Genomic DNA, 22,800 nt, shown 5'->3' with positions numbered 1-22,800 from the left:
ATGCGAAAAAGGGGACGGAGGGGATTAAGTCGTTTTCGGCATAAGCACGTGGCCTGCCATATACGACTTAATCCCCTCCGTCCCCTTTTCCGGCCCTGGAACGGACAACGCCAGCCCGAAGGCTGGCGTTGTCATGGCTACGTTGCCGCTCAGTAGCTGCGCGGGCCGCGCGGCTTGAAGCCGTCACGACGCGGCGGGCGGCTGTCGCGGTCTCCGCCGCGGTCGCCACCGTGGCCACCCGGACCGCCCGGGCCACCGCGACGCGGGCCACCCGGGCCGCCCGGACCACGCTTGTCGAAGCGCGGCTTGAACGGACGCGGGGCCGGGTTGGTGTCTTCACCCGGAGCCAGCGCACGCATCTGCAGCTGCTGGCCCGACACCCAGACCTTCTGCAGGTGCGACAGCACGTCCGGCGGCATCTGTGCCGGCAGGTCCAGCAGCGAGAAGTCATCGTGGATGTCGATGCGGCCGATGAAGCGGCTTTCCAGGCCGGCTTCGTTGGCGATGGCGCCGACGATGTTGGCCGGCTTCACGCCGTGCTGGTGGCCGACCGAAATGCGGTAGGTCTCCATGCCCTGCTCCGGCGCACCACGCGGCGGAACCTCGCGGCGCGGACGCTGCTCGAAACCACCTTCAGCGTCATCACGGCGCGGGCCACGCTCGAAGCGCGGACCACGCTCGTTGCGGTCGAAGCGATCGCCACGTTCCGGGCGGTCGCCACGGTCGAAGCGTTCACGCGGCGCACGCTCTTCACGCGGGGCACGCACCGGCGGCTGCAGCAGGAACGGGGTGTCACCCTGCAGCATCTTGGCCAGCGCAGCGGCCACTTCGATGGCCGGCACGTTCTGCTCGTTCTCGAAGCGCTCCAGCAGCTGGCGGTAGAAGTCCAGGCCGCCGGCGCCGAGGGTTTCGCTGATGCGCGAGGTGAACTTGTTGATGCGGGTGTCGTTGACCGCTTCCACGCTCGGCAGCTGCATCTCTTCGATCGGCTGGCGGGTGGCGCGCTCGATCTGGCGCAGCATGCCCTTCTCGCGCGGGGTGGCGAACAGGATCGCCTCGCCGCTGCGGCCGGCACGGCCGGTACGGCCGATGCGGTGCACGTAGCTTTCGGTGTCGTACGGGATGTCGTAGTTCAGCACGTGGCTGATGCGCTCCACGTCCAGGCCGCGGGCAGCCACATCGGTGGCGACCAGGATGTCCAGCTTGCCTTCCTTCAGCATGGCGATGGTGCGCTCACGCTGGGCCTGCTGCATGTCACCGTTGATGGCGGCAGCGGCCAGGCCACGGGCCTGCAGCTTGCTGGCCAGTTCTTCGGTGCCGGCCTTGGTACGCGCGAAGATGATCATCGCGTCGAACGGCTCGACTTCCAGGATGCGGGTCAGCGCGTCCAGCTTGTGCATGCCGCTCACCCACCAGTAGCGCTGGCGGATGTTGGCCGAGGTGGTGGTCTTGGCCGCGATGGTCACTTCCACCGGGTCCTGCAGGTAGGTCTGCGCGATGCGGCGGATCTGCGGCGGCATGGTGGCCGAGAACAGGGCCACCTGGCGCTGCTCCGGCAGCTTCTTCAGCACGGCTTCGACGTCGTCGATGAAGCCCATGCGCAGCATTTCATCGGCTTCGTCCAGCACCAGGGTCTTCAGCTCGGACAGGTCCAGGGTGCTGCGGTCCAGGTGGTCGATCACGCGGCCGGGGGTACCGACCACGATATGCACGCCACGACGCAGCGCCGACAGCTGCTGGCCGTACGGCTGGCCGCCGTACACCGGCAGCACGCGGAAGCCCGGGATCTTCGACGAATAGGACTGGAACGCCTCGGCGACCTGGATGGCCAGTTCGCGGGTCGGCGCCAGGATCAGGGCCTGGGGCTTGATCTGCTGCAGGTCGATGTTGGACAGTACCGGCAGTGCAAAGGCAGCGGTCTTGCCGGTACCGGTCTGGGCCTGGCCCAGCACGTCGCGGCCTTCCAGCATCGCCGGGATGGTGGCGGCCTGGATCGGCGACGGGGTTTCGTAGCCGATGGCGGTGACCGCCTGCATCACGGGCTCGGACAGGCCGAGCTGCGCAAACTGCAGCGGCGCTTGGGAATCTTGGGACATGGGGAACTCCGAAGGCACTGCCGTCTTCCTGGCAGTGCGATAAAAAGGGGATGGTCCGCGCTTTGGGCGCCCTTCTTATCGCGTGCCCTGGCGCTGCTCGGTCGGAGGAGATTTCACTCGCTCAGAGCGGAATGATACCGCATTGATCCTGAACAACGCATACAGCTTTGCGTGCGCGTGCCGTCCTGCCCCGTGCTGGCGCACAATACGCGCCCTCTTTCCGGCCCGGCCGCTGGCCTGCGCCCTCTTCCCAGGAACCCCGCTCCATGCAGATTCTCGAATTCGACCTCGACGGTGACTACGTCGAACTCAAGCAGCTGCTCAAGCTGGCCGACCTGGTCACCAGTGGCGGCGAGGCCAAGATGGTCATCAGCGAGGGCCAGGTACGGGTCGACGGCGAAGTCGAACTGCGCAAGGCCTGCAAGATCCGCGCAGGCCAGGTGGTCGAATTCGCCGACAGCCAGATCCGGGTGCTGGCTGCCGGCTGATCTGAAGCTGTTCAGGCCACGCGCTGGGTCAGGTGCGAGGCGATCAGCTGCCTGAACGGTGCCACGCCCTGCGCCAGGCGCAGGCCCGCCGCACGCAGCAGGCGCGCCGGGCGACGGTCGTCGGTGTACAGGCTGGCGATCGCATTGGTGGCTTCGTACAACGGACGCGATGCCAGCCGATGACCGCGCTGGTAGCTGGCCAGCATGCCAGCGGCGGCAATGTCGGCACCACGGCGCTGCTGCGCGACGATGCCCTGCGCCAGCCGCTGTGCGCTGGCCAGGCCCAGGTTGAAGCCATGCGCGGTGACCGGATGCATGCCCACTGCGGCATCACCGATCAGCGCCGAACGCTCGCCGACAAAACGGTGCGCGTACACACCCACCAGCGGATACGCCTGCGGCGTGGCCACCGGCTGCATCCGGCCCAGGCGGTGTTCGAAGCAGGCACTGATGGCCTCACCGAACGCCACCTCGTCCATCGCCAGCAGCTCTTCGATCTGCCGCGGTGGCAGCGTGATCACCGCCGACGCCTGGCCCTCGTTGAGCGGCAGCAGCGCCATGGTGCGGCCGTAGCCGAACCACTCCCACGCGGTGTGGTGATGGTCGCGCTCGACCTGCATGCGGCACACCAGCATCGACTTGCCGAAATCGCGCATCTGCGCACCGATGCCAAGCATGCGGCGGGTGGCGGAGAAGCGGCTGTCGGCGGCCACCAGCAGCCGCGCGTGCAGTTGGCTGCCGTCATCGAGTTTGACCACGTGGCCCTGCGCATCGGCCTGCACGCCCTGCACCTTGCGCCCGTCGAACAGTTCCAGGCCGTCCTGGCCCTGTACGGCATCCCACGCGGCGCGACGGATCAGATGGTTGGGCACCAGCCAGCCCAGCGGCTGGCCATCGACCTGGCTGCTGGCGAAGGTCAGCGCGAATGGCGAGCCGCCGTTCATCACCTTGGCATCGCGCAGTTCAGCGACTTCGGCGTGCGGCAGGCGCTGCCACAACCCCAGCTGTTCCATGCTCTGTCGTGAGGCATGGGTCAACGCGATCTCGCGGCCGTCGAAGGCGGCCTCGGCCAGGGCCTGGCGCGGCTGCACTTCAACCAGCCCGACCTGCAGACCGCTGCCGGCCAGCGCGCGCGCGAAGCACAGACCTGCCGGTCCGGCGCCGACCACCACCACGTCCATCCTGCGCATGCGCGCCTCCTGCCGTTGATTCAGTCCGGGCCAGCATAGCGCCGCGCACCTGACCGGCCTTGATCTGGATCAGGCCGGGATCACAACAACGCGAACACCAGCGCCAGGATCGACAGCAGCGACACCGCCCACACCAGGCTGCGCACGTAGGGCACGCCCGCGGCATACAGCGGCAGGTAGACCACGCGCGCCCAGAAGTAGGCCTGCGCGGCCAGCGCCGTGGTGTAGTTGCCGCGCCCGGCCAGCACCACCGCGATCGCAGCCGCAGCGAAGAACGGGAAGGTTTCCAGGAAGTTGGCCTGGGCACGCTGCAGGCGACCGGCCAGCGGGCTGACCGGCTTTGCGTCGCCATCCCGTGCCGAGGCATTCCACTTCATCCCGCGCTCGCGGGTGACCACGGTGGAGGTGGCGAAGATGTAGACGAAGCCCAGCAGCACCGACCAGGCCAGCATCGTCAGTTCAGTTGCCATCGTTCATCTCCTCAGGGTGCCGACGCACGCAGGCTGTAACCGGCCAGGCGCCACACCTGGTCCTCGTCGAAACGGAACGAGACCAGCTCGCGCACCGGCTGCGCGCTGTTGGCGAAACGGGTCGGGAAGCTGACGTTGATGTACAGCCCTTCCGGCACCGCGGCACCGGCGCCGTACTTGACCCGGGTGATGGTCGGTTGGCCACGCCCAGCCAGCGCTCCCAGGCGCGTGCGTTCGGTGGTCAGCTGGCTGACGAAGGCGGCCTTCGGTACCGCGCGGCGTGCGACGGCCGAAGCGCCATCCCACAATTCGCCGGCGCGGTTGGCATCGACCAGCTGCGCTGCCTTCACTGCGGCGGCGCCCATTTCCGCGTCCTGTTTCTGCACCTGCGCCTGCTGCGCGGCGGTCAACGCGGGGGTACCGGCGGTAGCGGGCTTCGCGGCCGCTGGCGAGGCAGGGGCCGGGCGTGCCGGAGCCGGTGCAGGCGTGGCCGGCGCAGGCGTCTGCGCCAACACGGTCAGGGGCAGCAGGGACAGCAGCAGGAGCACGCGCTTCATGGACACCGCCGGTTCTCGGGAAAGAACCGCAGTCTACGCCAGCGCGGTGAGCCGTTCGTCAGCGCGCGTGGGCGCTGCCTTCCACCACTGCGGCGTCGGCCTGCGCGGCCGGCGCGGCCTGCGTGCCGGTTGCGGCCGGGGCCTGTTCGGCCACCGGCGGCGGCTCGGACGGCGCCGGTGGCAGCGTCGCCACATCGATTTCCGACAGCGGGCTCTCTTCCGGGCATACCGCATCCGGGAAGCCGAAGCGCTGCTTCAGGGCCTGGCCGCAGCTGTTGATCGATTCCATGTCGGCGCCTTCGCGCTTGCACTGCTGGTCGAAGGCGATCAGGAACGCATCCTTGCGCTGCACGAAGTCATCGCCGCAGGCGCGCATCTGCTTGATCCGTTCCAGATCGTCCTGCACCGCGTTGGTGCCATCCAGGCCGTACTGGCGCAGCTCATCCGGCGTCAGCAGGCGCAGGCTGCGGTTGGGCACGGTCATCATCAGATCGGCCACGCCCACCGCCACGCCATTGCGCTGCAGGTAATCCTTCACGTTGTCGTAGACCTCGTGCAGCTCGCGGTTGAGTTCCGCGCGCGAGGTGGCCTTGGAGCTGATGCGCATCATGCGGTGGATGCCGACCTTGCCCGACAGCAGGCGGTTGTCACCAGCGGCCAGCACGAACACGCAGGCGCTGTGGCAGATCGAGCCTTCGCGCACCCAGATGGTCCAGCCCGATTCACCGATGCTGTCACCGGCAACGATCGCCGACTCCACCTGGCCGCCGCTGGAGTCCAGATCGAGGATGCGCTTGTGGATCTTCTGCTCGTCAGCGACCACCGCCAGCCGCCACATCATTTCGGCGAAGCCCGGATTGATCTTGCCGGCGTAACGCACGCGCATCAGGCCACGCTCGGCACACGGCGCCAGGGCCTGGGTGATCTGCTCGCGCTGCAGGCCTTCCAGCTCGGCACCGTCGCCGGCATCGCCCGCATATTCCGTGCTGCAACTGACCCAGGCACGCCCATTTTCCAGCTGCGCCTGCGGCCACGGCCGATCCGCCTGGCTGCGCGGTGGTGCCGGCGGTGGCGGCGCGTCGGCGGCGTTGATCGAGACCATGTTCTCGCCATCGCTGGCCGGTGCCCTCGCCGCCTTGTCGGCAGCAGTCACATTGCCCGGATTCTCCAGCTGACTGCAGCCCGCCAGGGCCAGGCACAACAGGGGCAACCAGCGGAGTTTGGCGGACATCGGGCAACCGGGATTGATGGGAGCAAGAGCCACAGTCTACCCGTCCAGGCCGCGCATTCAGCGCGTGGCACTGAACCCCTTCTGACCCTGGGCGAAAAGCGTGTCGACCAAGATCGACACCTACCAACAGCAAAGCATGCCGACCAACGGTCGGCACCCACCAACTGCAGCGACCAACTGTCAGAGGTGGGGCGATGTGGGCTGGCAGGACCGTTGGCGCCATGGATGGCGCCATCGAGCCCCCATGGACGGGTTTACGGCGTGTCCTGCCAGCCCACACCGCCCCGCCATCTCACGGACTGCCAGCTTTTGATTGAGACGTTGACGGTGACGTTGACGTTGCGGGTGCAGGGCTGCAAGCCCTGCCAGTACCCTCTCCAGCATCCATGTCCGAATGTGGCGAGTATTGCCCCCCTTACCCGCCTAGACTGGCGCCATGGACACCGCCCTCGCCCTCGACACCGCCGCCTGCGACCGCGCCCGCCTGGCCCGCGACGCACGCTTCGACGGCGTGTTCTTCACCGCCGTGCGCAGCACCGGCATCTATTGCCGCCCGGTCTGCCCGGCACCGCCCCCGAAGCCCCGCAACATCACCTACTACCCGACCGCCGCTGCCGCCGCCGCCGCCGGCTATCGCCCGTGCCTGCGCTGCCGCCCGGAGCTGGCACCACAGGCCCAGCAGGCACTGGCCGGGCAGACCGTGCAGCGCGCCCTGGCCCTGATCCACGGCGGCTTCCTGCAGGAGCAGCCGGTGGCCGATCTTGCAACGAAGCTCGGCCTCAGCGCGCGCCAGCTGCAGCGCCTGTTCGTCGAACACCTGGGCGCGACGCCCGGGCAGATCCATGCCACCCATCGCCTGCTGCTGGCCAAGCAGCTGCTGACCGAAACCACGCTGGCGGTGACCGACGTCGCGCTGGCCGCCGGCTACAACAGCCTGCGCCGTTTCAATACCGCGTTCCTGCAGGGTTGCGGCATGGCGCCCACCGCACTGCGCCGCCAGCATCAACCGCTGGCCGCCGACGATGGCGGCCTGGTGCTGCGCCTGGGCTACCGTCCACCGCTGGACTTCCCGCGCATGCTCGCGTTCCTGCGCAAGCGCAGCCTGCCCGGCATCGAACTGATCGGCGAAGACAGCTACCAGCGCGTGCTGGGCACGCCGGAGCACCCCACCCTGCTGCGCGTCACTGCTGACCCGAAGCGCCCGGAGCTGCGCCTGCAGCTGGGTGCGGTGGATCCGCGCCTGATCCCGGACATCGTGCGCCGCGTGCGTCGCGTGTTCGATCTGGATGCCGACCTGCAGCAGGTGCATGCCGCGCTCGGCGAGGAACCGCTGCTGGCGCGCGGCATCGCCGAGCGCCCCGGGCTGCGCGTGCCCGGCGGCTGGGATGGCTTCGAGGTCGGCGTGCGCGCGGTACTCGGCCAGCAGGTCACGGTTGCCGCAGCCACCACCTTCGCGCGGCGGCTGGTCGATGCCTATGGCGCGCACCTGCCGGGCATGCCGTCCGACTTCGATCGCCAGTTCCCGGCACCCGAGGTATTGGCCGAGGCGCCGCTGGAATCGATCGGCCTGCCGCGCAGCCGCGCCGCCACCGTGCGCGCATTGGCCACCGCCTGCGCCAATGGCCAGCTCGACTTCGGGCCCGGCCAGGCGCTGGAAGAGTTTGTTGCCCGCTGCGTGGCACTGCCCGGCATCGGCCCATGGACCGCGCAGTACATCGCCCTGCGTGGCCTCGGCCAGCCCGATGCCTTCCCGGCCGGCGATCTTGTACTGCAGCAGGTCCTCGGCCACGCGCAGGGCCAGCGCCTGGGCGAACGCGCGACCGAAGCGCGCTCGCAGCCGTGGCGCCCCTGGCGCGCCTATGCCGTGCTGCACCTGTGGCACCTGTCCGGCACTTTCGTTGGAGAACCGACATGACCCTGTTGTTCGATCGTTTCGACAGTCCGATCGGCGTGTTGACCATCGCCGGCGACGAGCGTGGCCTTTCGCATGTGCTGTTCCCGGAGAACCGCCACCCCGCACGCGGGCGCGATGACTGGCACTACGCACCGGATGCATTGCCGGAAGCGCGCGAGCAGCTGCTGCAGTTCCTGCACGGCGAGCGCAACAGCTTTGACCTTGTGCTGGCGCCGCGTGGTACGCCGTTCCAGCTGCGCGTGTGGCAGGCGCTGGCACTGATTCCGTTCGGCCAGACCTGGAGCTACCTGCAGCTGGCGCAGCATCTGGGACAACCCAGCGCGACCCGCGCGGTGGGCGCGGCCAATGGCCGCAACCCGTTGCCGATCATCCTGCCCTGCCACCGCGTGATCGGCAGCAATGGCGCGCTGACCGGCTTCGGTGGCGGCCTGGAAACCAAGGCCGCGCTACTGCGGCTGGAACAGCGCCAGGCCCCGCTGTTCGCCTGAGAGGGCAGGCCGGGCTGCGCCCGGCACCCGCAGAGGCAACGGCAACAGCCGAAGCAACAGCAGCATTCCGTGGGATGGTGCGGTGGGTCCAGTTGCGGGGGACGCCGTAAACCCCGCTCCGCGGTCCGGCCCAGCCGCTGGCGGCTGGGCGTTCGGGCGCTTGCGAAGCAGTGCTTCGCAAGCAAAGCGCCCTCACCCTTGGGGGCTTGGCCGCGGCATCCATGCCGCGGACACCCCCGCAACCGGCCCCCCCCCCGCCTTCGACAGATTCCTGCGATCTGCCGGGACGGCGTACTGCGCGGCCGCTGGTAGGTGTCGACCTTGGTCGACACGGTGGATCCACGCCATGCGTGGATGGAAACATCTGGAATCTGTCTGGTGGAAAGCCCCCTTGTTGTTCAAGGGGGCGCGCCGACGGCGCGGGGATAAGGAAAAATGCGCGGACACGGCGCGCGATAGCGCGGCGTGTCTTTGGCACGTCATTGCACCGGCTTATCATGAGCAGATGACTTCCGTACGCCTGACCTGTTCGCTGGCGCTGCTGCTGCCATTGGCTGCCTGCACCACTGCGCCCGCCCCTACCGCCTCCGTTCCCACGTCCGTCGCTGCAACTGCACCGCCGAAGCTGCTGCTGATCTCCATCGACGGCCTGCGCGCCGATGCGCTGGACCGCGGGCTGACCCCGAACCTGCAGCGGATGATCGACGGCGGCGTGCGCGCCCGCTGGATGACGCCGTCCTATCCTTCCCTGACCTTCCCCAACCACTACACGATCGTCACCGGCCTGCGTCCGGATCACCACGGCATCGTCAACAACAGCATGGACGACGCAGCCCTCGGCCGCTTCGAACTGGGCAACCGTGAAGCGGTGACCGACAGCCGCTGGTGGGGGGGTGAACCGATCTGGGTCGGCGCGGAAAATGCCGGCGTGCGCACCGCCACCACGTCGTGGCCGGGCAGTGAATCGGAAATCCGGGGTGTGCGCCCCAGCCAGTGGCGCGTCTACGACGGCAAGGAACCGCTGGAGCAGCGCGCCGGCATCGTGCTCGACTGGCTGGCACAGACCGATGCCGATGCTCCCCGCCTGACCACGCTGTACATGGAGCACGTGGACAAGGCCGGCCACAACTACGGCCCCGGGTCGAAGCAGTACGCCGACGCGATCGTACGCGCCGATCTGATCGTCGGCCAGGTGCTCGACGGCCTGCAGCAACGCGGCCTGGCCACCACCACCAATGTGATCGTGGTATCCGACCACGGCATGGCATCGGTGCCTGAAAGCCAGGTGATTTCCACCGAATCGATGGTCGATCCGGCCATCGCACGCAATGTCAGCCAGGGCCAGTCGGTGGGCTTCGCGCCAGTGGCCGGTCGTGAGGCGGAGGCCGAACGTGCCCTGCTCGGCCGCCACGCGCACTACGAGTGCTGGAAGAAGGAGAACCTGCCGGCACGCTGGCACTACGGTACCCACCCGCGCATTCCGGCCATCATCTGCAACATGGATGAAGGCTGGGACGCGCTGCACCAGCAGAAGCTCGCCAAGCGCGTCCACCAGGACCGGGGCTCGCACGGTTACGACAATGCTCTGCCGTCGATGCGTGCGGTGTTCGTGGCCAGTGGCCCATCGTTCCGCCAGGGCCTGGTGATCGACGGCTTCGACAATGTCGACGTCTATCCGCTGCTGGCCCACCTGCTGCAGATTCCGGCCGCGCCGAACGACGGCAATGCGGAGACGCTGAAGAAAACGCTGCGCTGATCCGTTTGCAGGGCCGAGCCCACGCTCGGCTCGCCGGACAGGCATAAAAAAACGCGGCGCCAGGCGCCGCGTTTTCCTTGGACCGGTCGGTCGGCCGGATCAGGCCTTGGCGACGGCCTTCTTCGCCACAGCCTTCTTCGCCGGAGCCTTGGCCACGGTCTTCTTGGCAACCGGGGCGGCGGCGCCTACGGCGACCTTGCTCGCGGTGTGCGAACGGGCGTTGCCGTAGCTGGCGTTGTAGCGCTTGCCCTTGGCGGTCTTGCGGTCACCCTTACCCATGTCTTCAACTCCTCAAGTGTGAAATCTGGTTACCCCGTACTGACACGGGTTCGGCGGGGCCGCCTTGCTGGGCGCCCCCGCGCACGATCGGAAATCCTATCACGGCGAGCCTAGTGCGCGCAGCTTGCGTCGTGCACGTGGCCGTGGTTGAGGCGCAGGTTGACCAGGTGGGCAACGCCCACCAGCAGGCCGCCGATGGTCATCACCACCGCATGTGGCACCGCGTTGTGGTGCAGCGGGTCGTACAGCACGCCGGCCCACAGCGCGACCAGGCCGGGGATCAGGAAGCCGAGCGCGCGCAGCGCACCGTGGCGGCGATAGCCCCAGACCAGGCTGAACAGCCCGAGCAGGGTCACGAACACCACCAGCGCCTGTTCCACGCCATCGCTCAGCCAGAACGACAGGCCCAGCGACGGCGCCGCCGCCAGCAGCACGGGGATCACCGCGCAATGCACTGCGCACAGCATCGAACCAGTGGCACCGAAACGGTCGAGCAGGTGGCGCAGGCGTGAGGACAGGGACATGACTTCCAGCAGGGTCGGCGAATCGTTATGGAATAATATAACATCCCTCTCCGACCCGCACGGTTTCCCTCCCCCTGTCCCATCGACGGGATTCGTGCGCCCCGTGATTGATACATTGTAACAAAGGACCTGCCCATGCCCGCCCACACCCCTCGGCTCAAGCCGCATTCCCTGGCCCTGGCCCTCGCCGCCCTGCTGCCGTCCGTCGCCTTTGCAGCCGGCCAGGACACCTCCCATCGTGACCGCCACCTGACCGAGCTGTCGTCGGTGCAGGTCACCGCGTCGCCGCTGCAGGGCGATGCCGAATCCCTGGCGCGCCCGGTGGACGTGCTGGCCGGTGAGCGCCTGGACGAGCAGAAGGCCGGCACCCTGGGCGATACCGTCGCCAAGCTGCCCGGCGTGCAGAGCACCTTCTTCGGCCCCGGTGTCGGTCGCCCGATCATCCGCGGCCAGGAAGGCCCGCGCGTGGCCGTGCTGTCCAACGGCATGGGCAACATGGACGCCTCCACGGTCAGCGCCGACCATGCCACCAGCATCGAGCCGTTCCTGGCCGACCAGATCGAAGTGCTGAAGGGTCCGGCCACGCTGCTGTTCGGCAGCGGCGCCATCGGTGGTGCGGTCAATGTGGTCGATGGCCGCATCGCGCGCGAGCTGCCGGAGCGCCCGCTCAGCGGCCGCGCCGAGCTGCGCGGCAATTCGGTGAACAACGAACGCAGCGGCATGTTCCGCCTCGACGGCGTCAGCGGCAATGTCGTGCTGCACGTGGATGGACTGGTGCGCAATGGCGACGACTACCGCATTCCCGGCTACGCGGTGATCGACAGTCTTGAAGACCACCATGACCACGATCACGACCATGATGCGGCCGAGGGCGAAGAGCCGCGCCGTGGCCGCCTGGACAACAGCTCGATCCGCACCCGCGCCGGCGGTGTCGGCGCGACGTGGCTCGGCGACGGCGGCTACTTCGGCGTATCGGCCAGCACCTACCGCACCAACTACGGCATTCCCAATGGCGCACACGTGCATGCCGATGGTGATGATCATGGCCATGATCACGGCCACGACCATGGCGATGAAGAGGAAGGCGGCGACGAGCATGATGTGCGCATCGACATGGTGCAGAACCGCTTCGAGACCAAGGCCGGCATCTACAACCCGGTCTCGTTCCTGAAGAACATCAACGCACGCGTGGCCTACACCGACTACGAGCACGTGGAGCTGGAGGCCGGCACGCCGTCCACCCGCTTCACCAACCGTGGCATCGAGGCGCGCCTCGAAGCCGTGCAGCAGCAGATCGGCGGCTGGGACGGTGCCTTCGGCCTGCAGTTCGGCAACAGTGATTTCGGCGCCAAGGGTGAAGAGGCGTTCGTACCGGATACCGGCACGAAGAACATCGGCCTGTTCGTGCTGCAGGAAAAGCAGTTCGGCCCGTTCAAGCTGGAACTGGGCGGCCGCCACGACCAGGTCAAGCTGGACCCGACCGGTGACTACCGCCGCCGCACCTTCGGCGCTACCAACCTGTCTGCCGCCGGCATCTGGAAGCTCAACGATGCCGTTGACCTGCGCATCGGCGTGGACAGCTCCGAGCGTGCACCGACCAACGAAGAGCTGTACGCCGCCGGCGCGCACATCGCCACCCGTTCGCTGGAAATCGGCGACGCCAACCTGAAGACCGAGCGCGGCCAGCGCATCGAGCTTGGCATCCATACCCACAGTGATCGCCTGGACTTCTCCGCGTCGGTCTACCAGACCAAATTCAAGGACTTCATCTACCTGGCCGACACCGGCGTCACCGAGAGCCTGCCGGTCCGCGCCTGGACCCAGCAGGACGCGGTGTTCCGCGGCGCCGAGGCCGAAGCGCTGGTGCACCTGTTCGAAGGCGGCGCCGGTGACTGGGACCTGCGCCTGTTCGGCGACTACGTGAAGGCCAAGCTGGATGGCAGCGGCAGCCGCAACCTGGACATCGCCGTGCCGCATGGCGACCACAACCACAACTACTCGGTGGAACTGGCCAATACCGGCTACCTGCCACGTATCGCTCCGGCCCGCGTCGGCGCCGACCTGCGCTGGTCGAAGGACGGCTGGCGCGCATCGGTCGGTGCGGTGCGTTACAGCCGCCAGAAGGACGTCGCCCAGAACGAGGAACCGAGCGACGGCTACACCCTGGTCGATGCGCACCTGGCCTACCGTTGGGACCGCAACGCCAGCAACAGCTACGAGGTGTTCCTGGATGGCAGCAACCTGACCAACCGCGAAGTGCGCCCGCATACCTCGCTGCTGCGCGACTACTCGCCGCTGCCGGGCCGCGGCGTCGCATTCGGCATCCGCGCGTTCTTCTGACTCTCCTCCATCCACGCATGGCGTGGATCTACTGCACCACGCCGGGGGTCGGATCCCATTCCGCAGGAATGGGCTCTGCCCCCCGCCTTGAGACCACGCATGGCGTGGATCTCCTTGCCACTCCTTCCACATGTACGCAGCGGGGGCCTTCGGGCCCCCGTTTTCATTTCGCCCCACGCCATCACACATCCGTCACAAAGATGTGCGTACGACAACAACCGGACAATCCCGTCACTCAAAGTCTCGCCAAACGGACACTTTTGTCCGAAAATAATTCCATGACCGCTCAACGTGCCGATGCTGCTGCCCGCCGTGCCCTCATCCTCGACGCCGCCGATCATGTCTTCGGCCAACATGGCGTCACCGCCCCGCTGGACCTGGTGGTCGAACGCGCCCAGGTGGGCCGCGCCACCCTGTACCGCAACTTCCCCGACCGCACCGCGCTGATCCAGGCGCTGCTGCAGCGTACGGTCGACCGTATCCGGCGCCAGGTCGAACAGTTGGGCGACCGCGACGACGCCCTGTTCGAGGTGTTCGAGGGCATGGCCCAGCGCATCATCGATTCGCCGGCACTGGCCGATTACTGGCGCGCGGTCGACTCCGATGTTCCTGCCATGCGCACCGCGCGCGAAACCGTGCGCGACCTGCTCGAAGCGCCGATCGCCCGCGCCAAGGCCGCCGGCCTGTGCCGTGCCGACCTGGAGAAGACGGATATTTCACTGATTTCGGGCATGCTGGGCGCGGCCCTGCGCGGCAAGACCCGCGACGAGCGCGCCCACCTGGCCGGGCGCGCCCTGCAGCTGCTGCGCGGGGGTCTCCAGGGAGCAACCAGCGAGGCCCGCTGATGGTCCAGCCGTATCTGAAGCCGGTTCCGGATTGGGAGGAGCACGAAAAGCCGACCATGCCCGGTTCGGCATCGATGCCCTGGCATCCGCCCTATCGACGCGTGGCCTATGCCCTGGTGTCGCTGCTGGTGGCGATCACCGGCGGCCTCGGCAATGCGCTGGTCACCGCCAACCTGCCGTTCCTGCAGGGCCAGCTGGCACTCACTCCGACCCAGGGCAGCTGGCTGGTAGCGGCTTATGCAATGGTCAACGTCACTGCCAACCTGCTGGCCTTCAAGTTCCGCCAGCAGTACGGCATCCGCCTGTTCGCCGAGATCGGCCTGGGCCTGTACGCGGCGCTGGCGGTGCTGCACCTGTTCGTCGGCAGCTTCGAGACCACGATGCTGACCCGTGCCGCCAGCGGCTTCGCTGGCGCGGCCTGTTCGACGCTGGGCACGCTGTACATGCTGCAGGCGCTGCCACGGCGGTTCACCGGCAACCTGCTGGTGATCGGTGTCGGCCTCTCGCAGCTGGCGGTGCCGATTGCCTGGATCGTGTCGCCGGGCCTGGTCGATACCGGCCAGTGGCACCAGCTGTACTCGTTCGAAGCCGGCCTGGCCCTGTGCGCGTTCGCGGCGGTGGTGCTGCTGAAGCTGCCGCCGGGCATCCAGGTGAAGGCCTTCGAGCCATTGGACTTCCTCACCTTCGCCCTGCTTGCGCCGGCGGTCGCGCTGCTGGTGATCGTACTGGCGCAGGGCTATACGCGCTGGTGGCTCAATACACCGTGGCTGGGCTGGGCGCTGATCGCCTCCATCGCGCTGACCACCGTCGCACTGATCATCGAACACTACCGGCGCAATCCGCTGCTGCAGATCCGCTGGCTGTCGACACTGCCGGTGCTGCATTTCATCGTCGGCGCCTTCCTGATCCGCTTCCTCACCACCGAACAGTCCTACGGCGTGGTCAACCTGATGCGCACGCTGGGCATGGGGCCGGACCAGATGCGGCCGCTGTTCGTGGTGATCCTGGCCGGGGTGATCGTCGGCATCGCCGGCGCCTCGCTGACCTTCGGCCCGAAACGGCTGATCGCGCAGCTGTTGATGGCGATCCTGCTGCTGGGCGCCGCCGCGTTCTTCGACCAGCACCGCACCAGCCTGGACCGGCCGCACGACTTCTACGCCAGCCAGTTCCTGGCCTCGGTCGGTGCCGGCATGTTCATGGGCCCGCTGATCATGCTCGGCATCTCCGCCGCGTTGAAACAGGGCGTGGACCACATGATCACCTTCCTGGTGACACTGTCGATCACGCAGACCCTGGGCGGCCTTGCCGGTTCGGCGGTGCTGGGCACCTTCCAGCTGCATCGCGAGCAGCTGTATTCCAGCGCGCTGACCAGCCAGCTCGACCCGGCCGATCCGGTGGTGGCACAACGCCTGCGCCTCCAGCAGCAGCTGTACAGCGCGCAGATCACCGACCCGGTGCTGCGCAGCGCGCAGGGTAGCGCGCAGCTGGCGCAGACCGCGCGCCGCGAAGCCAACGTGCGCGGCTTCAATGATGTGTTCACGCTGAGCGGCTGGCTGGCGATCGGCTTCCTGTGCTGGTTGCTGCTGCTGACGCTGCGCACCGCCGTGCTCAAGCAATGGCGCAAGCGCCACCCCGCCCTTCCCACTGTGGCCACGCCGGCCGCGCCCCGTTGAGTCCCCCCATGCCTCCCGTCCCGCCCCGCCCCGACGACACCGACAACGTGACCCCACCGCCGCCGACCGACGCGGCGCCCGCGCCCACCCCGGCAGAACCCGCGGTCGCGCCGAAGTACCTCAAGCCCAGCGCGCGCAGCGTGGTGGTGATGGTGGTGGTGGCCTTGCTGGGCATCGCGCTGATCCTGCGCGCCTGGCACCTGTGGCCCTTCACCAGCAGCGTGATGGTGACCGACAACGCCTATGTGCGCGGCCAGATCACGGTGATGGCGCCGCAGGTGAACGGCTACGTGACCGAGGTGCTGGTGAAGGACTTCCAGCATGTGAAGCAGGGCGAGCCGCTGCTGCGCATCGATGACCGCATCTATGCGCAGCGTGTCGCCCAGGCGCAGGCGACGCTGGACAGTGCGCACGCGGCATTGGCCAACTCGGACCAGTCGCAGGCGCAGAACCGCGCGCAGATTGCCTCCGCGCAGGCCACGCTGTCGGCCGGGCAAGCCGAACTGCAGCGCTCGCGCAACGAGACCAAGCGCTACGAGGAGCTGGCCGCGCAGCAGCTGGTGTCGGTCAACGACCGCGACAAGTTCCGCACCACCCAGGCCTCGGCGCAGGCCAGCGTGCAGCAGTCGCAGGCGCAGATCCGCATCGCCGAGGAAACGCTGGTGTCGACCCGGGTGGCGCGCAAGAGCCTGGAAGCGCAGGTGGAAAGCGCACAGGCGCAGCTGGAACTGGCGCGCATCGACCTGGCCAACACGGTGATCCACGCGCCACGCGACGGCCAGATCAGCGAAGCCAGCGTGCGCGTGGGCCAGTACGTCGCCGCCGGTTCGCAGCTGCTGTTCCTGGTGCCTGACACGCTGTGGGTGGTGGCCAACTACAAGGAAGGCCAAACCTGGGGGATGGCCGTCGGCCAGCCGGCCACGTTCTCGGTGGACGCGTTCCACGGCCAGGTGCTGCGCGGCCGCGTGCAGGAAATCGCCCCCGCCACGGGATCGGAGTTCAGCGTGCTGCGCCCGGACAATGCCAGCGGCAACTTCACCAAGGTGGTGCAGCGGCTACCGGTGCGGATATCGATCAATGAAGGTCAGAAGCTGGCAGAGCAGCTGCGGCCCGGCATGTCGGTGATCGTGCGGGTGGATACTGCGGTGGAGGATAAATATGAACAAAAACTCCCGAGGGAATAAATCTTTGCAAATACCTACGAAATGCTAATCACCGAAGAATCGCTATTAATGTAATCAATAGCAGCGATACTGCCACCAGATATTCTATGAAGCAGGGTGAATATAGACTGAGGGATGTATCGAACTGCAGTGTCCGACACAACAAAACCCTCCATGTTCTTCAGAGAGTAGTGATCGACCGACATCTCAAGAGTAGCCAAAAAACTATTCCCACCCTTGCCCTCTCGCATCCTTTTTATCAACGCATACTTAATCGACATTGAAAAGAAATCATCCCTAGAGATGAGCTCGCGACTCATCGCATACTGATAAACAGTCAGCACACCTTCATGGATCTTCTGACGAACATCCGCTTTATTACACGCCCCCTCTTTGAACTCCACAAAATACAACGTATTCTCAAGGCAAAAAAGAGCATCGGGAGACTGTTCCGTACCAGAACTCGTGGTTTTTACATTTTTTATGTTGTCGAAATTGAAAACAGCGACAGGGCTTTTTACAAAATCCCTGGCATCACTGGTATTCCTACTTACGTCAGTCAAACTCTGAAGCGCGCCGGGAAATTCATTCACCAGCGCCTCATATATGATCGAAGCAGAGTTCACGTTAGAAATTACTCTCATCCATAAGATTCAACATTTTTGCCAAAGGCGCAGAAAGCATCTCAATGATCGGGGCGATATCACCGGACATATCCAGATAACTCACCTCGCCATCGATTCTTCTAGACATGTAAAACTTGGCGTTCGAGTTTTGACCAGAATATTCCCTAAGCGCCTCAAGCATGTAAGGACTATGAGTCGTAACTAGCACCTTTACCCCAGCGTCAACCAAAGCACAAATTGCTTTGGCGTATGCGATCTGCCAACTCGGATGAAGGTTTGTCTCGGGCTCGTCCAATACTAGAAGGGCATCCTCCGCAACATAATCCCCCTTATACAGAATCTCTATGATGGAAAGAGCTTTGATGCCGGATGCCACATTCACAGGGGGAATCTTCATGGTGCCACGACGAAGATAAAAGCCATCTTTATCATCATCATAAGTCATCTCCCCATCAAACACGTCACACAAACCAGCTAGGTCGTCAGCATCTATACGAATACCACCACGCCCCCGCCTAAGCTTGTTAGCCAAATCCACCACATGGTACGGAATCGCGCCTCTAGAATTAGAAGACAATCCATCATAGCCACTCACTAACGGGTAGTACTGGATTATTGATGGACCTTCGACAAGAGTAACGTCTCTGAATCCAATAGGCTCCCCTCCCCGGAAAGACAAAACCTTCTCGTCCACCAGATCCATCGAGAGAATCTCAGTAGCTCCATCTTCAATAGAGATACGAGCAGGCTCGACACCTGACGACTGAATCCTTCCGGAAAATTCCGCGGAAAGCGCCTTATGAATCATCCTACCAATTGCACCACTATCCGTTGTGTCGCGCTCAAATTCCCGCTGAATTTTCTCGATTCGAGACCAAGACACAGCTATCCGGTGAAGACTAGCCTCCACCTCTTCAGTCGCGACTCCGTCACCAACATCGGGACGTAAGAGTCGCTCCATGTCTGCGGCAGAAATGCTCAGAGCTTCGGTAGGCCTCGCTCGCAACTTGCTGAACAACGAACGTATAGCAGGCATTTCTGATACATCGAGACGTCGGCGCAAATCAAAGTACACCAAATCGATTTCGCGACGTAGCCGGGTCGAATTACTCTTTGCCAAAGCAATAGGAAACGTCGAAAGCGCTTGCACCAAGGCAAATACGGCCTTTCCAATAGTGCTCTTCCCCGTATCATTTTCACCAGCCAACACTGTAAGTCCACGCAACTCAATCGACGCGCGCTTGATGACTCCAACTCGCTCAAGGGTGAGCTTCATATCCGCCCTATGTTATTGAATAAACTATCGACTTCGTCACAATTCAGCACGCGGCGACAGCTTCTTGGGGCAACGGTAGCGTTTTCCAAAGAAATTTGCATCAGCACGCCCCCCTTACCCCGCGCAGCGGGCGCAGAGGCCGTGCACTTCCAGGGTCTGCGCCTGCGGCTGGAAGCCCAGCTCCTTGGCGCGCTTCTCCAGCTGGGTGACGATCTCGCGGTCTTCCAGTTCCACCGCGCTGTGGCAGCTGTTGCAGATCAGGAACGGCACCGAGTGCGCGGCACTGCTGGGATGGTGGCAGGCCACGAAGGCATTCACCGACTCCAGCTTGTGCACGAAGCCATTGGCCATCAGGAAGTCCAGCGCGCGGTATACGGTGGGCGGGGCATCAGCACCCACGCCCTTGCCGTTGCGCACCCATTCCAGCAGCTCGTAGGCCTTGACCGGCTTGCCGGCCTCGGCGATCAGCTTCAGCACGTTGGCGCGGATCGGGGTCAGGCGCAGCCCGCGTTCGCGCGAGACACGCTCGACCACCGCCACGAAATCCGACGCGTCGTGGACGTGGTGGTGCGGGGCGGTACAGGCAGTGGCGGTCTTGGCGGGCATGCGTGTTCTCCGGTTCGGGCCTGGCAAGGATGCCTCAGGCCGTTGCTACCTTGGTGATGGCCACATCAATGCGTTTCAAGGCCTGCTCGCGGCCGGCCAGATACACGGTATGGGAAATGTCAGGACTGACCTGGGTGCCGGTGATGGCCACGCGCAGCGGCTGGGCGACCTTGCCCATGCCGATCTCCAGCGCTGCGGCCGCATCGTGCAGGGCGACGCCCACCGACTCGGCGGTCCACTCCGGCAACGCTGCCAGCAGCTCGCGGGCCTTGCCCAGCGCCACCTCGGCACCGGCCTTGAAGTGCTTGGCCACCGCCGCTTCGTCGTACTCGGTCAGCGGCTGGTACCAGACCACGGCCTTCTCGGCCATTTCCTTCAGGGTCTGCACGCGTTCACGCAGGGCGATCACCACGTCCTCCGGGGTGGGGCCGGCGGCCACGTCCAGGCCCAGCTTCTGCAGCTGGTAGACCAGGTGCGGGACGATGGCGGCCACGTCCTCCGTCTTCAGGAAGTGCTGGTTGACCCAGCCCAGCTTGGCCATGTCCAGGCGCGAGGCCTTGGAGTTGCAGTCCTTCACGTCGAACAGATCGATCAGTTCCTGGCGGCTGAACAGCTCCTGGTCACCGTGCGACCAGCCCAGGCGGGCCAGGTAGCTCAGCAGCGCATCGGGCAGGTAGCCGGCGTCCTTGTACTGCATCACGTCGGCCGCGCCGGTGCGCTTGGACAGCTTGGCACCCTGCTCGTCGAGGATCATCGGCATGTGGCCGAACTTCGGCACCGGCGCACCGATGCCTTCGTACAGGTTGATCTGCCGCGGGGTGTTGTTGATGTGGTCGTCGCCGCGGATGACCTCGGTGATGCCCATGTCCCAGTCGTCCACCACCACCGCGAAGTTGTAGGTGGGGTAGCCGTCCGGGCGGAAGATGACCATGTCATCCAGCTCGCTGTTGGCGATCTCGATGCGGCCCTTGATCAGGTCGTCGAACACCACCGTGCCTTCCAGCGGGTTCTTGAAGCGGATGACCCGGTTCGGGTCGTCCTTGTACGGCAGGCCCAGTTCGCGTGCAGCGCCGTTGTAGCGTGGCTTTTCCTGCCTGTCCATGGCGGCCTCGCGCATCGCGTCCAGCTCTTCGCGGGTTTCGTAGGCGTAGTAGGCCTTGCCGTCGGCGATCAGCTGCTCGGCCACTTCCTGGTAACGGGCGACGCGGTCGGTCTGGTAGATCGGGCCTTCGTCGTAGTCCAGGCCCAGCCACTCCATCGCTTCCAGGATGGCGTCGATCGCGCCCTGGGTGCTGCGTTCACGGTCGGTGTCCTCGATGCGCAGCACGAACTCGCCGCCACGGTGGCGGGCCTCCAGCCAGCAGTACAGCGCGGTGCGGGCACCACCGATGTGCAGGTAGCCGGTGGGACTGGGGGCGAAGCGGGTGCGGCAGGTCATGGACGGCTCGATGAACGGGAATCCCCCGATTTTACCAGCCCGCCGCCCCCGACGGAAAAAGGGGACGGAGGGGATTAAGTCGCGATTGCCCAGCCGCTGGGCCTGCAACCGGGAAACGGAGGGGAGATACGACTTAATCCCCTCCGTCCCCTTTTTACGGTTCTACCTTGCGCGGGAAGGACTGCTCGCGCATCGCGGCGTTGTAGGCGAACGAGGCGACGATGGCCGCGGCCTGCTTCAGGTCTTCCGGTTCGGCGTGGTCCCAGGTGTCCAGGTGGCTGTGGTGGACATTGGTGAAGTAGTCCAGCCGGTCCTGGATGAACTGGAAGCCCGGCAGGCCGATGCGGTCGAAGCTGATGTGGTCGGTGCTGCCGGTGTTGCGGGTGGCCACGGTGGTGGCGCCGACGTCATGGAACGGGGCCAGCCAGGCTTCGAAGATCGGCATCGCCGCCAGGTTTTCCTGCGCGTAGATGCCACGGAAGCGGCCCGAGCCGTTGTCCATGTTGAAGTAGACCTGGAACTTGCTGTAATCGCGGGTCTTCTGCAGCGCGCCGGTCGGTTCGCGCAGCGAGGCCGGCAGCGCCTTCTGCGCCGGGTCGGTGGGCTCCGGGAACCGGCCGAAATGCTTGGCCACATAGGCCTGCGAGCCGATCAGGCCCTGCTCCTCGCCGCTCCACAGCGCCACGCGGATGGTGCGCTTGGGCCTGGCGCCGGTGGCCTTGAGGATGCGCATGGCCTCCATCATTACCGCCACGCCGGCGGCGTTGTCGGCCGCGCCGGTGCCGCTGTGCCAGGAATCCAGGTGCGCACCGATCATCACCACTTCATCGGGCTTGCTGCTGCCGCGGATCTCGGCCAGCGTGTTGTAGCCCGGCTGGTCGGCTTCATCGGTGAAGCGCGCGGCCACATCCACGCGCAGGCGCACGCTCTGCTTGGCCTTCAGCGCGCGCACCAGCGGATTGAAGTGCTCGCTGATCATCGCCAGCTCGGGGATGCCCACCGGCTCGCCGGCCTTGCGCGAGCCGCCGCCGGCAACGCGGATGATGCCATTGTCCCAGCTGCTGATGCTGATCGAGGCCAGCGCGCCCTCTTCGACGAAGAACGCATTGACCTTGGCCGCCAGCTGCTGGCGTTCCTGGTACTCCTTGACCCGCTTGGCGCGCTCGGCGGTGGCGTCCTGGTCCTTCGGCAGGGTGAACTCCTGCAGGCCTTCCAGCGAGGTCGCGTCATGCCGATGGGAATCCGGCTCGGTGCCGCGCTTGTATTCGCGCGCTTCGCCCAGCAACAGGATCTTGCCACGCAGCTTGCCGCGGTACTTCTCGATGTCTTCGGGCTTCTTGATCTCGACCTGCACCAGCTCGCCTTCAACCGGGCCCTGGGTGCCCGGCGTCCACGCCTTCGGCAGCGCGTGCAGCGGCTGGATGCGGTCACCCAGCATTTCCACGCTGGCCGAGGTGAACTCCCAGCCACGGCCGAAGTCATCGAAGGCTTCGTCGTGGACGTTGTCCAGCTTCCATTCGTTGAACTTGCCGCGGGTCCACGCGTTGGCCCGGCCCATCGCCGGCGAGTTGGTCAGCCGTGGGCCGATGCGTTCGGTGAGATAGCTGAAGGTGTCCATCACCTGCGAACGATGGAAGGCCTCCTGGCGGATGCGGCTGACCATGTCCAGGTCCACCGTTTCGCGCTGCTGCGCCGCTGCATTGCCACCCATCGCCAGCGCTACGGCCAGCACGCCCCACTTCAACACATCACACCCCTGCCTTCCGGCCTGCTCATCAACCCATCGAGTCTAGCCAGCAGGGGCGCGCCGATACCGTCCCATCGGTCATGGACAGCGAC

Annotated in this window: 20 protein-coding genes; 8 read left to right on the top strand and 12 right to left on the bottom strand. The window is 65.9% G+C overall.

The genetic code is table 11. The annotated features are described in order from the left end of the window. Window positions 1-149: 149 nt before the first annotated feature. A complete protein-coding gene (locus ACUZUJ_RS06455) occupies window positions 150-2,096 on the bottom strand; it encodes a DEAD/DEAH box helicase (protein WP_075674956.1) in 1,947 nt (648 codons plus the stop codon). A gap of 266 nt (window positions 2,097-2,362) precedes the next feature. Here ACUZUJ_RS06455 and ACUZUJ_RS06450 point away from each other — a divergent pair, with 266 nt between their 5' ends. After that, on the top strand, window positions 2,363-2,584 hold the full coding sequence (locus ACUZUJ_RS06450) for an RNA-binding S4 domain-containing protein (protein WP_014036469.1): 222 nt from the start codon (window positions 2,363-2,365) through the stop codon (window positions 2,582-2,584). Window positions 2,585-2,595: 11 nt separating this feature from the next. On the opposite strand, the gene ubiM is transcribed toward ACUZUJ_RS06450, so the two are convergent. The 4 genes from ubiM to ACUZUJ_RS06430 form a co-directional block, all read right to left on the bottom strand. Beyond that, complete coding sequence (gene ubiM / locus ACUZUJ_RS06445; protein WP_049446474.1) at window positions 2,596-3,774, bottom strand: 5-demethoxyubiquinol-8 5-hydroxylase UbiM; 1,179 nt, start codon at window positions 3,772-3,774, stop codon at window positions 2,596-2,598. Window positions 3,775-3,854: 80 nt separating this feature from the next. Beyond that, window positions 3,855-4,244 (bottom strand): MAPEG family protein, encoded by a 390-nt coding sequence (locus ACUZUJ_RS06440; protein ID WP_101765174.1) that lies wholly within the window; start codon window positions 4,242-4,244, stop codon window positions 3,855-3,857. A gap of 11 nt (window positions 4,245-4,255) precedes the next feature. After that, complete coding sequence (locus tag ACUZUJ_RS06435) at window positions 4,256-4,801, bottom strand: DUF4019 domain-containing protein (protein WP_101765173.1); 546 nt, start codon at window positions 4,799-4,801, stop codon at window positions 4,256-4,258. A 58-nt stretch (window positions 4,802-4,859) separates the two neighbouring features. After that, window positions 4,860-6,032: a COG3904 family protein gene (locus ACUZUJ_RS06430; RefSeq protein ID WP_458220089.1), complete on the bottom strand. Its 1,173-nt coding sequence runs from the start codon at window positions 6,030-6,032 to the stop codon at window positions 4,860-4,862. A 436-nt stretch (window positions 6,033-6,468) separates the two neighbouring features. Between ACUZUJ_RS06430 and ACUZUJ_RS06425 the strand changes: the two genes are divergently transcribed. The 3 genes from ACUZUJ_RS06425 (at window position 6,469) to ACUZUJ_RS06415 (ending at window position 10,191) form a co-directional block, all read left to right on the top strand. After that, window positions 6,469-7,947, top strand: coding sequence for a DNA-3-methyladenine glycosylase 2 family protein (locus ACUZUJ_RS06425; RefSeq protein ID WP_458220090.1), 1,479 nt, complete (start codon window positions 6,469-6,471; stop codon window positions 7,945-7,947). Then, window positions 7,944-8,435, top strand: coding sequence for a methylated-DNA--[protein]-cysteine S-methyltransferase (locus ACUZUJ_RS06420; RefSeq protein WP_005408696.1), 492 nt, complete (start codon window positions 7,944-7,946; stop codon window positions 8,433-8,435). The genes ACUZUJ_RS06425 and ACUZUJ_RS06420 overlap by 4 nt, the downstream gene beginning before the upstream one ends. A 505-nt stretch (window positions 8,436-8,940) precedes the next feature. Beyond that, window positions 8,941-10,191 (top strand): alkaline phosphatase family protein, encoded by a 1,251-nt coding sequence (locus ACUZUJ_RS06415; RefSeq protein WP_458220091.1) that lies wholly within the window; start codon window positions 8,941-8,943, stop codon window positions 10,189-10,191. A gap of 99 nt (window positions 10,192-10,290) precedes the next feature. On the opposite strand, the gene ACUZUJ_RS06410 is transcribed toward ACUZUJ_RS06415, so the two are convergent. Continuing rightward, on the bottom strand, window positions 10,291-10,470 hold the full coding sequence (locus ACUZUJ_RS06410) for a 30S ribosomal protein THX (RefSeq protein WP_004150462.1): 180 nt from the start codon (window positions 10,468-10,470) through the stop codon (window positions 10,291-10,293). Between the two features lie 110 nt (window positions 10,471-10,580). Continuing rightward, window positions 10,581-10,994: a MerC domain-containing protein gene (locus ACUZUJ_RS06405; protein ID WP_008264835.1), complete on the bottom strand. Its 414-nt coding sequence runs from the start codon at window positions 10,992-10,994 to the stop codon at window positions 10,581-10,583. Window positions 10,995-11,129: 135 nt separating this feature from the next. On the opposite strand from ACUZUJ_RS06405, the gene ACUZUJ_RS06400 reads away from it, so the two are divergent. The 4 genes from ACUZUJ_RS06400 to ACUZUJ_RS06385 all read left to right on the top strand — a co-directional run bounded on the left by ACUZUJ_RS06400 (window position 11,130) and on the right by ACUZUJ_RS06385 (window position 17,036). Continuing rightward, window positions 11,130-13,334 (top strand): TonB-dependent receptor, encoded by a 2,205-nt coding sequence (locus ACUZUJ_RS06400; protein WP_101765168.1) that lies wholly within the window; start codon window positions 11,130-11,132, stop codon window positions 13,332-13,334. A 278-nt stretch (window positions 13,335-13,612) separates the two neighbouring features. Further along, the gene (locus tag ACUZUJ_RS06395; protein ID WP_010483118.1) at window positions 13,613-14,179 is read left to right on the top strand and encodes a TetR/AcrR family transcriptional regulator; all 567 of its coding nucleotides are present in this window, start codon (window positions 13,613-13,615) and stop codon (window positions 14,177-14,179) included. Then, window positions 14,179-15,852, top strand: a complete 1,674-nt coding sequence (locus ACUZUJ_RS06390) for an MFS transporter (RefSeq protein ID WP_101765167.1) — start codon at window positions 14,179-14,181, stop codon at window positions 15,850-15,852. The genes ACUZUJ_RS06395 and ACUZUJ_RS06390 overlap by 1 nt, the downstream gene beginning before the upstream one ends. A gap of 8 nt (window positions 15,853-15,860) precedes the next feature. Further along, on the top strand, window positions 15,861-17,036 hold the full coding sequence (locus tag ACUZUJ_RS06385) for an HlyD family secretion protein (RefSeq protein ID WP_458220092.1): 1,176 nt from the start codon (window positions 15,861-15,863) through the stop codon (window positions 17,034-17,036). Window positions 17,037-17,050: 14 nt separating this feature from the next. Here ACUZUJ_RS06385 and ACUZUJ_RS06380 read toward each other — a convergent pair whose 3' ends face one another. From ACUZUJ_RS06380 to ACUZUJ_RS06360, 5 genes are all read right to left on the bottom strand, one after another. After that, window positions 17,051-17,641 carry a hypothetical protein gene (locus ACUZUJ_RS06380; protein WP_458220093.1) on the bottom strand — a complete coding sequence of 197 codons (591 nt, stop codon included), beginning with the start codon at window positions 17,639-17,641 and terminating at the stop codon, window positions 17,051-17,053. Window position 17,642: 1 nt separating this feature from the next. Further along, the gene (locus tag ACUZUJ_RS06375; RefSeq protein ID WP_458220094.1) at window positions 17,643-18,917 is read right to left on the bottom strand and encodes an AAA family ATPase; all 1,275 of its coding nucleotides are present in this window, start codon (window positions 18,915-18,917) and stop codon (window positions 17,643-17,645) included. Between the two features lie 114 nt (window positions 18,918-19,031). Further along, window positions 19,032-19,523, bottom strand: coding sequence for a Fur family transcriptional regulator (locus ACUZUJ_RS06370; protein ID WP_004150412.1), 492 nt, complete (start codon window positions 19,521-19,523; stop codon window positions 19,032-19,034). Window positions 19,524-19,557: 34 nt separating this feature from the next. Then, a complete protein-coding gene (gltX, locus tag ACUZUJ_RS06365) occupies window positions 19,558-20,961 on the bottom strand; it encodes a glutamate--tRNA ligase (protein WP_458220095.1) in 1,404 nt (467 codons plus the stop codon). 154 nt (window positions 20,962-21,115) lie between these two features. Next, on the bottom strand, window positions 21,116-22,708 hold the full coding sequence (locus ACUZUJ_RS06360) for a M20/M25/M40 family metallo-hydrolase (protein ID WP_119007065.1): 1,593 nt from the start codon (window positions 22,706-22,708) through the stop codon (window positions 21,116-21,118). Window positions 22,709-22,800: the final 92 nt, after the last annotated feature.

The sequence above is a fragment of the Stenotrophomonas sp. S4 genome, from assembly GCF_054187805.2.
Note: the sequence above shows the minus strand (reverse complement) of the source record. Positions and strands in the feature narration are given on the sequence as shown.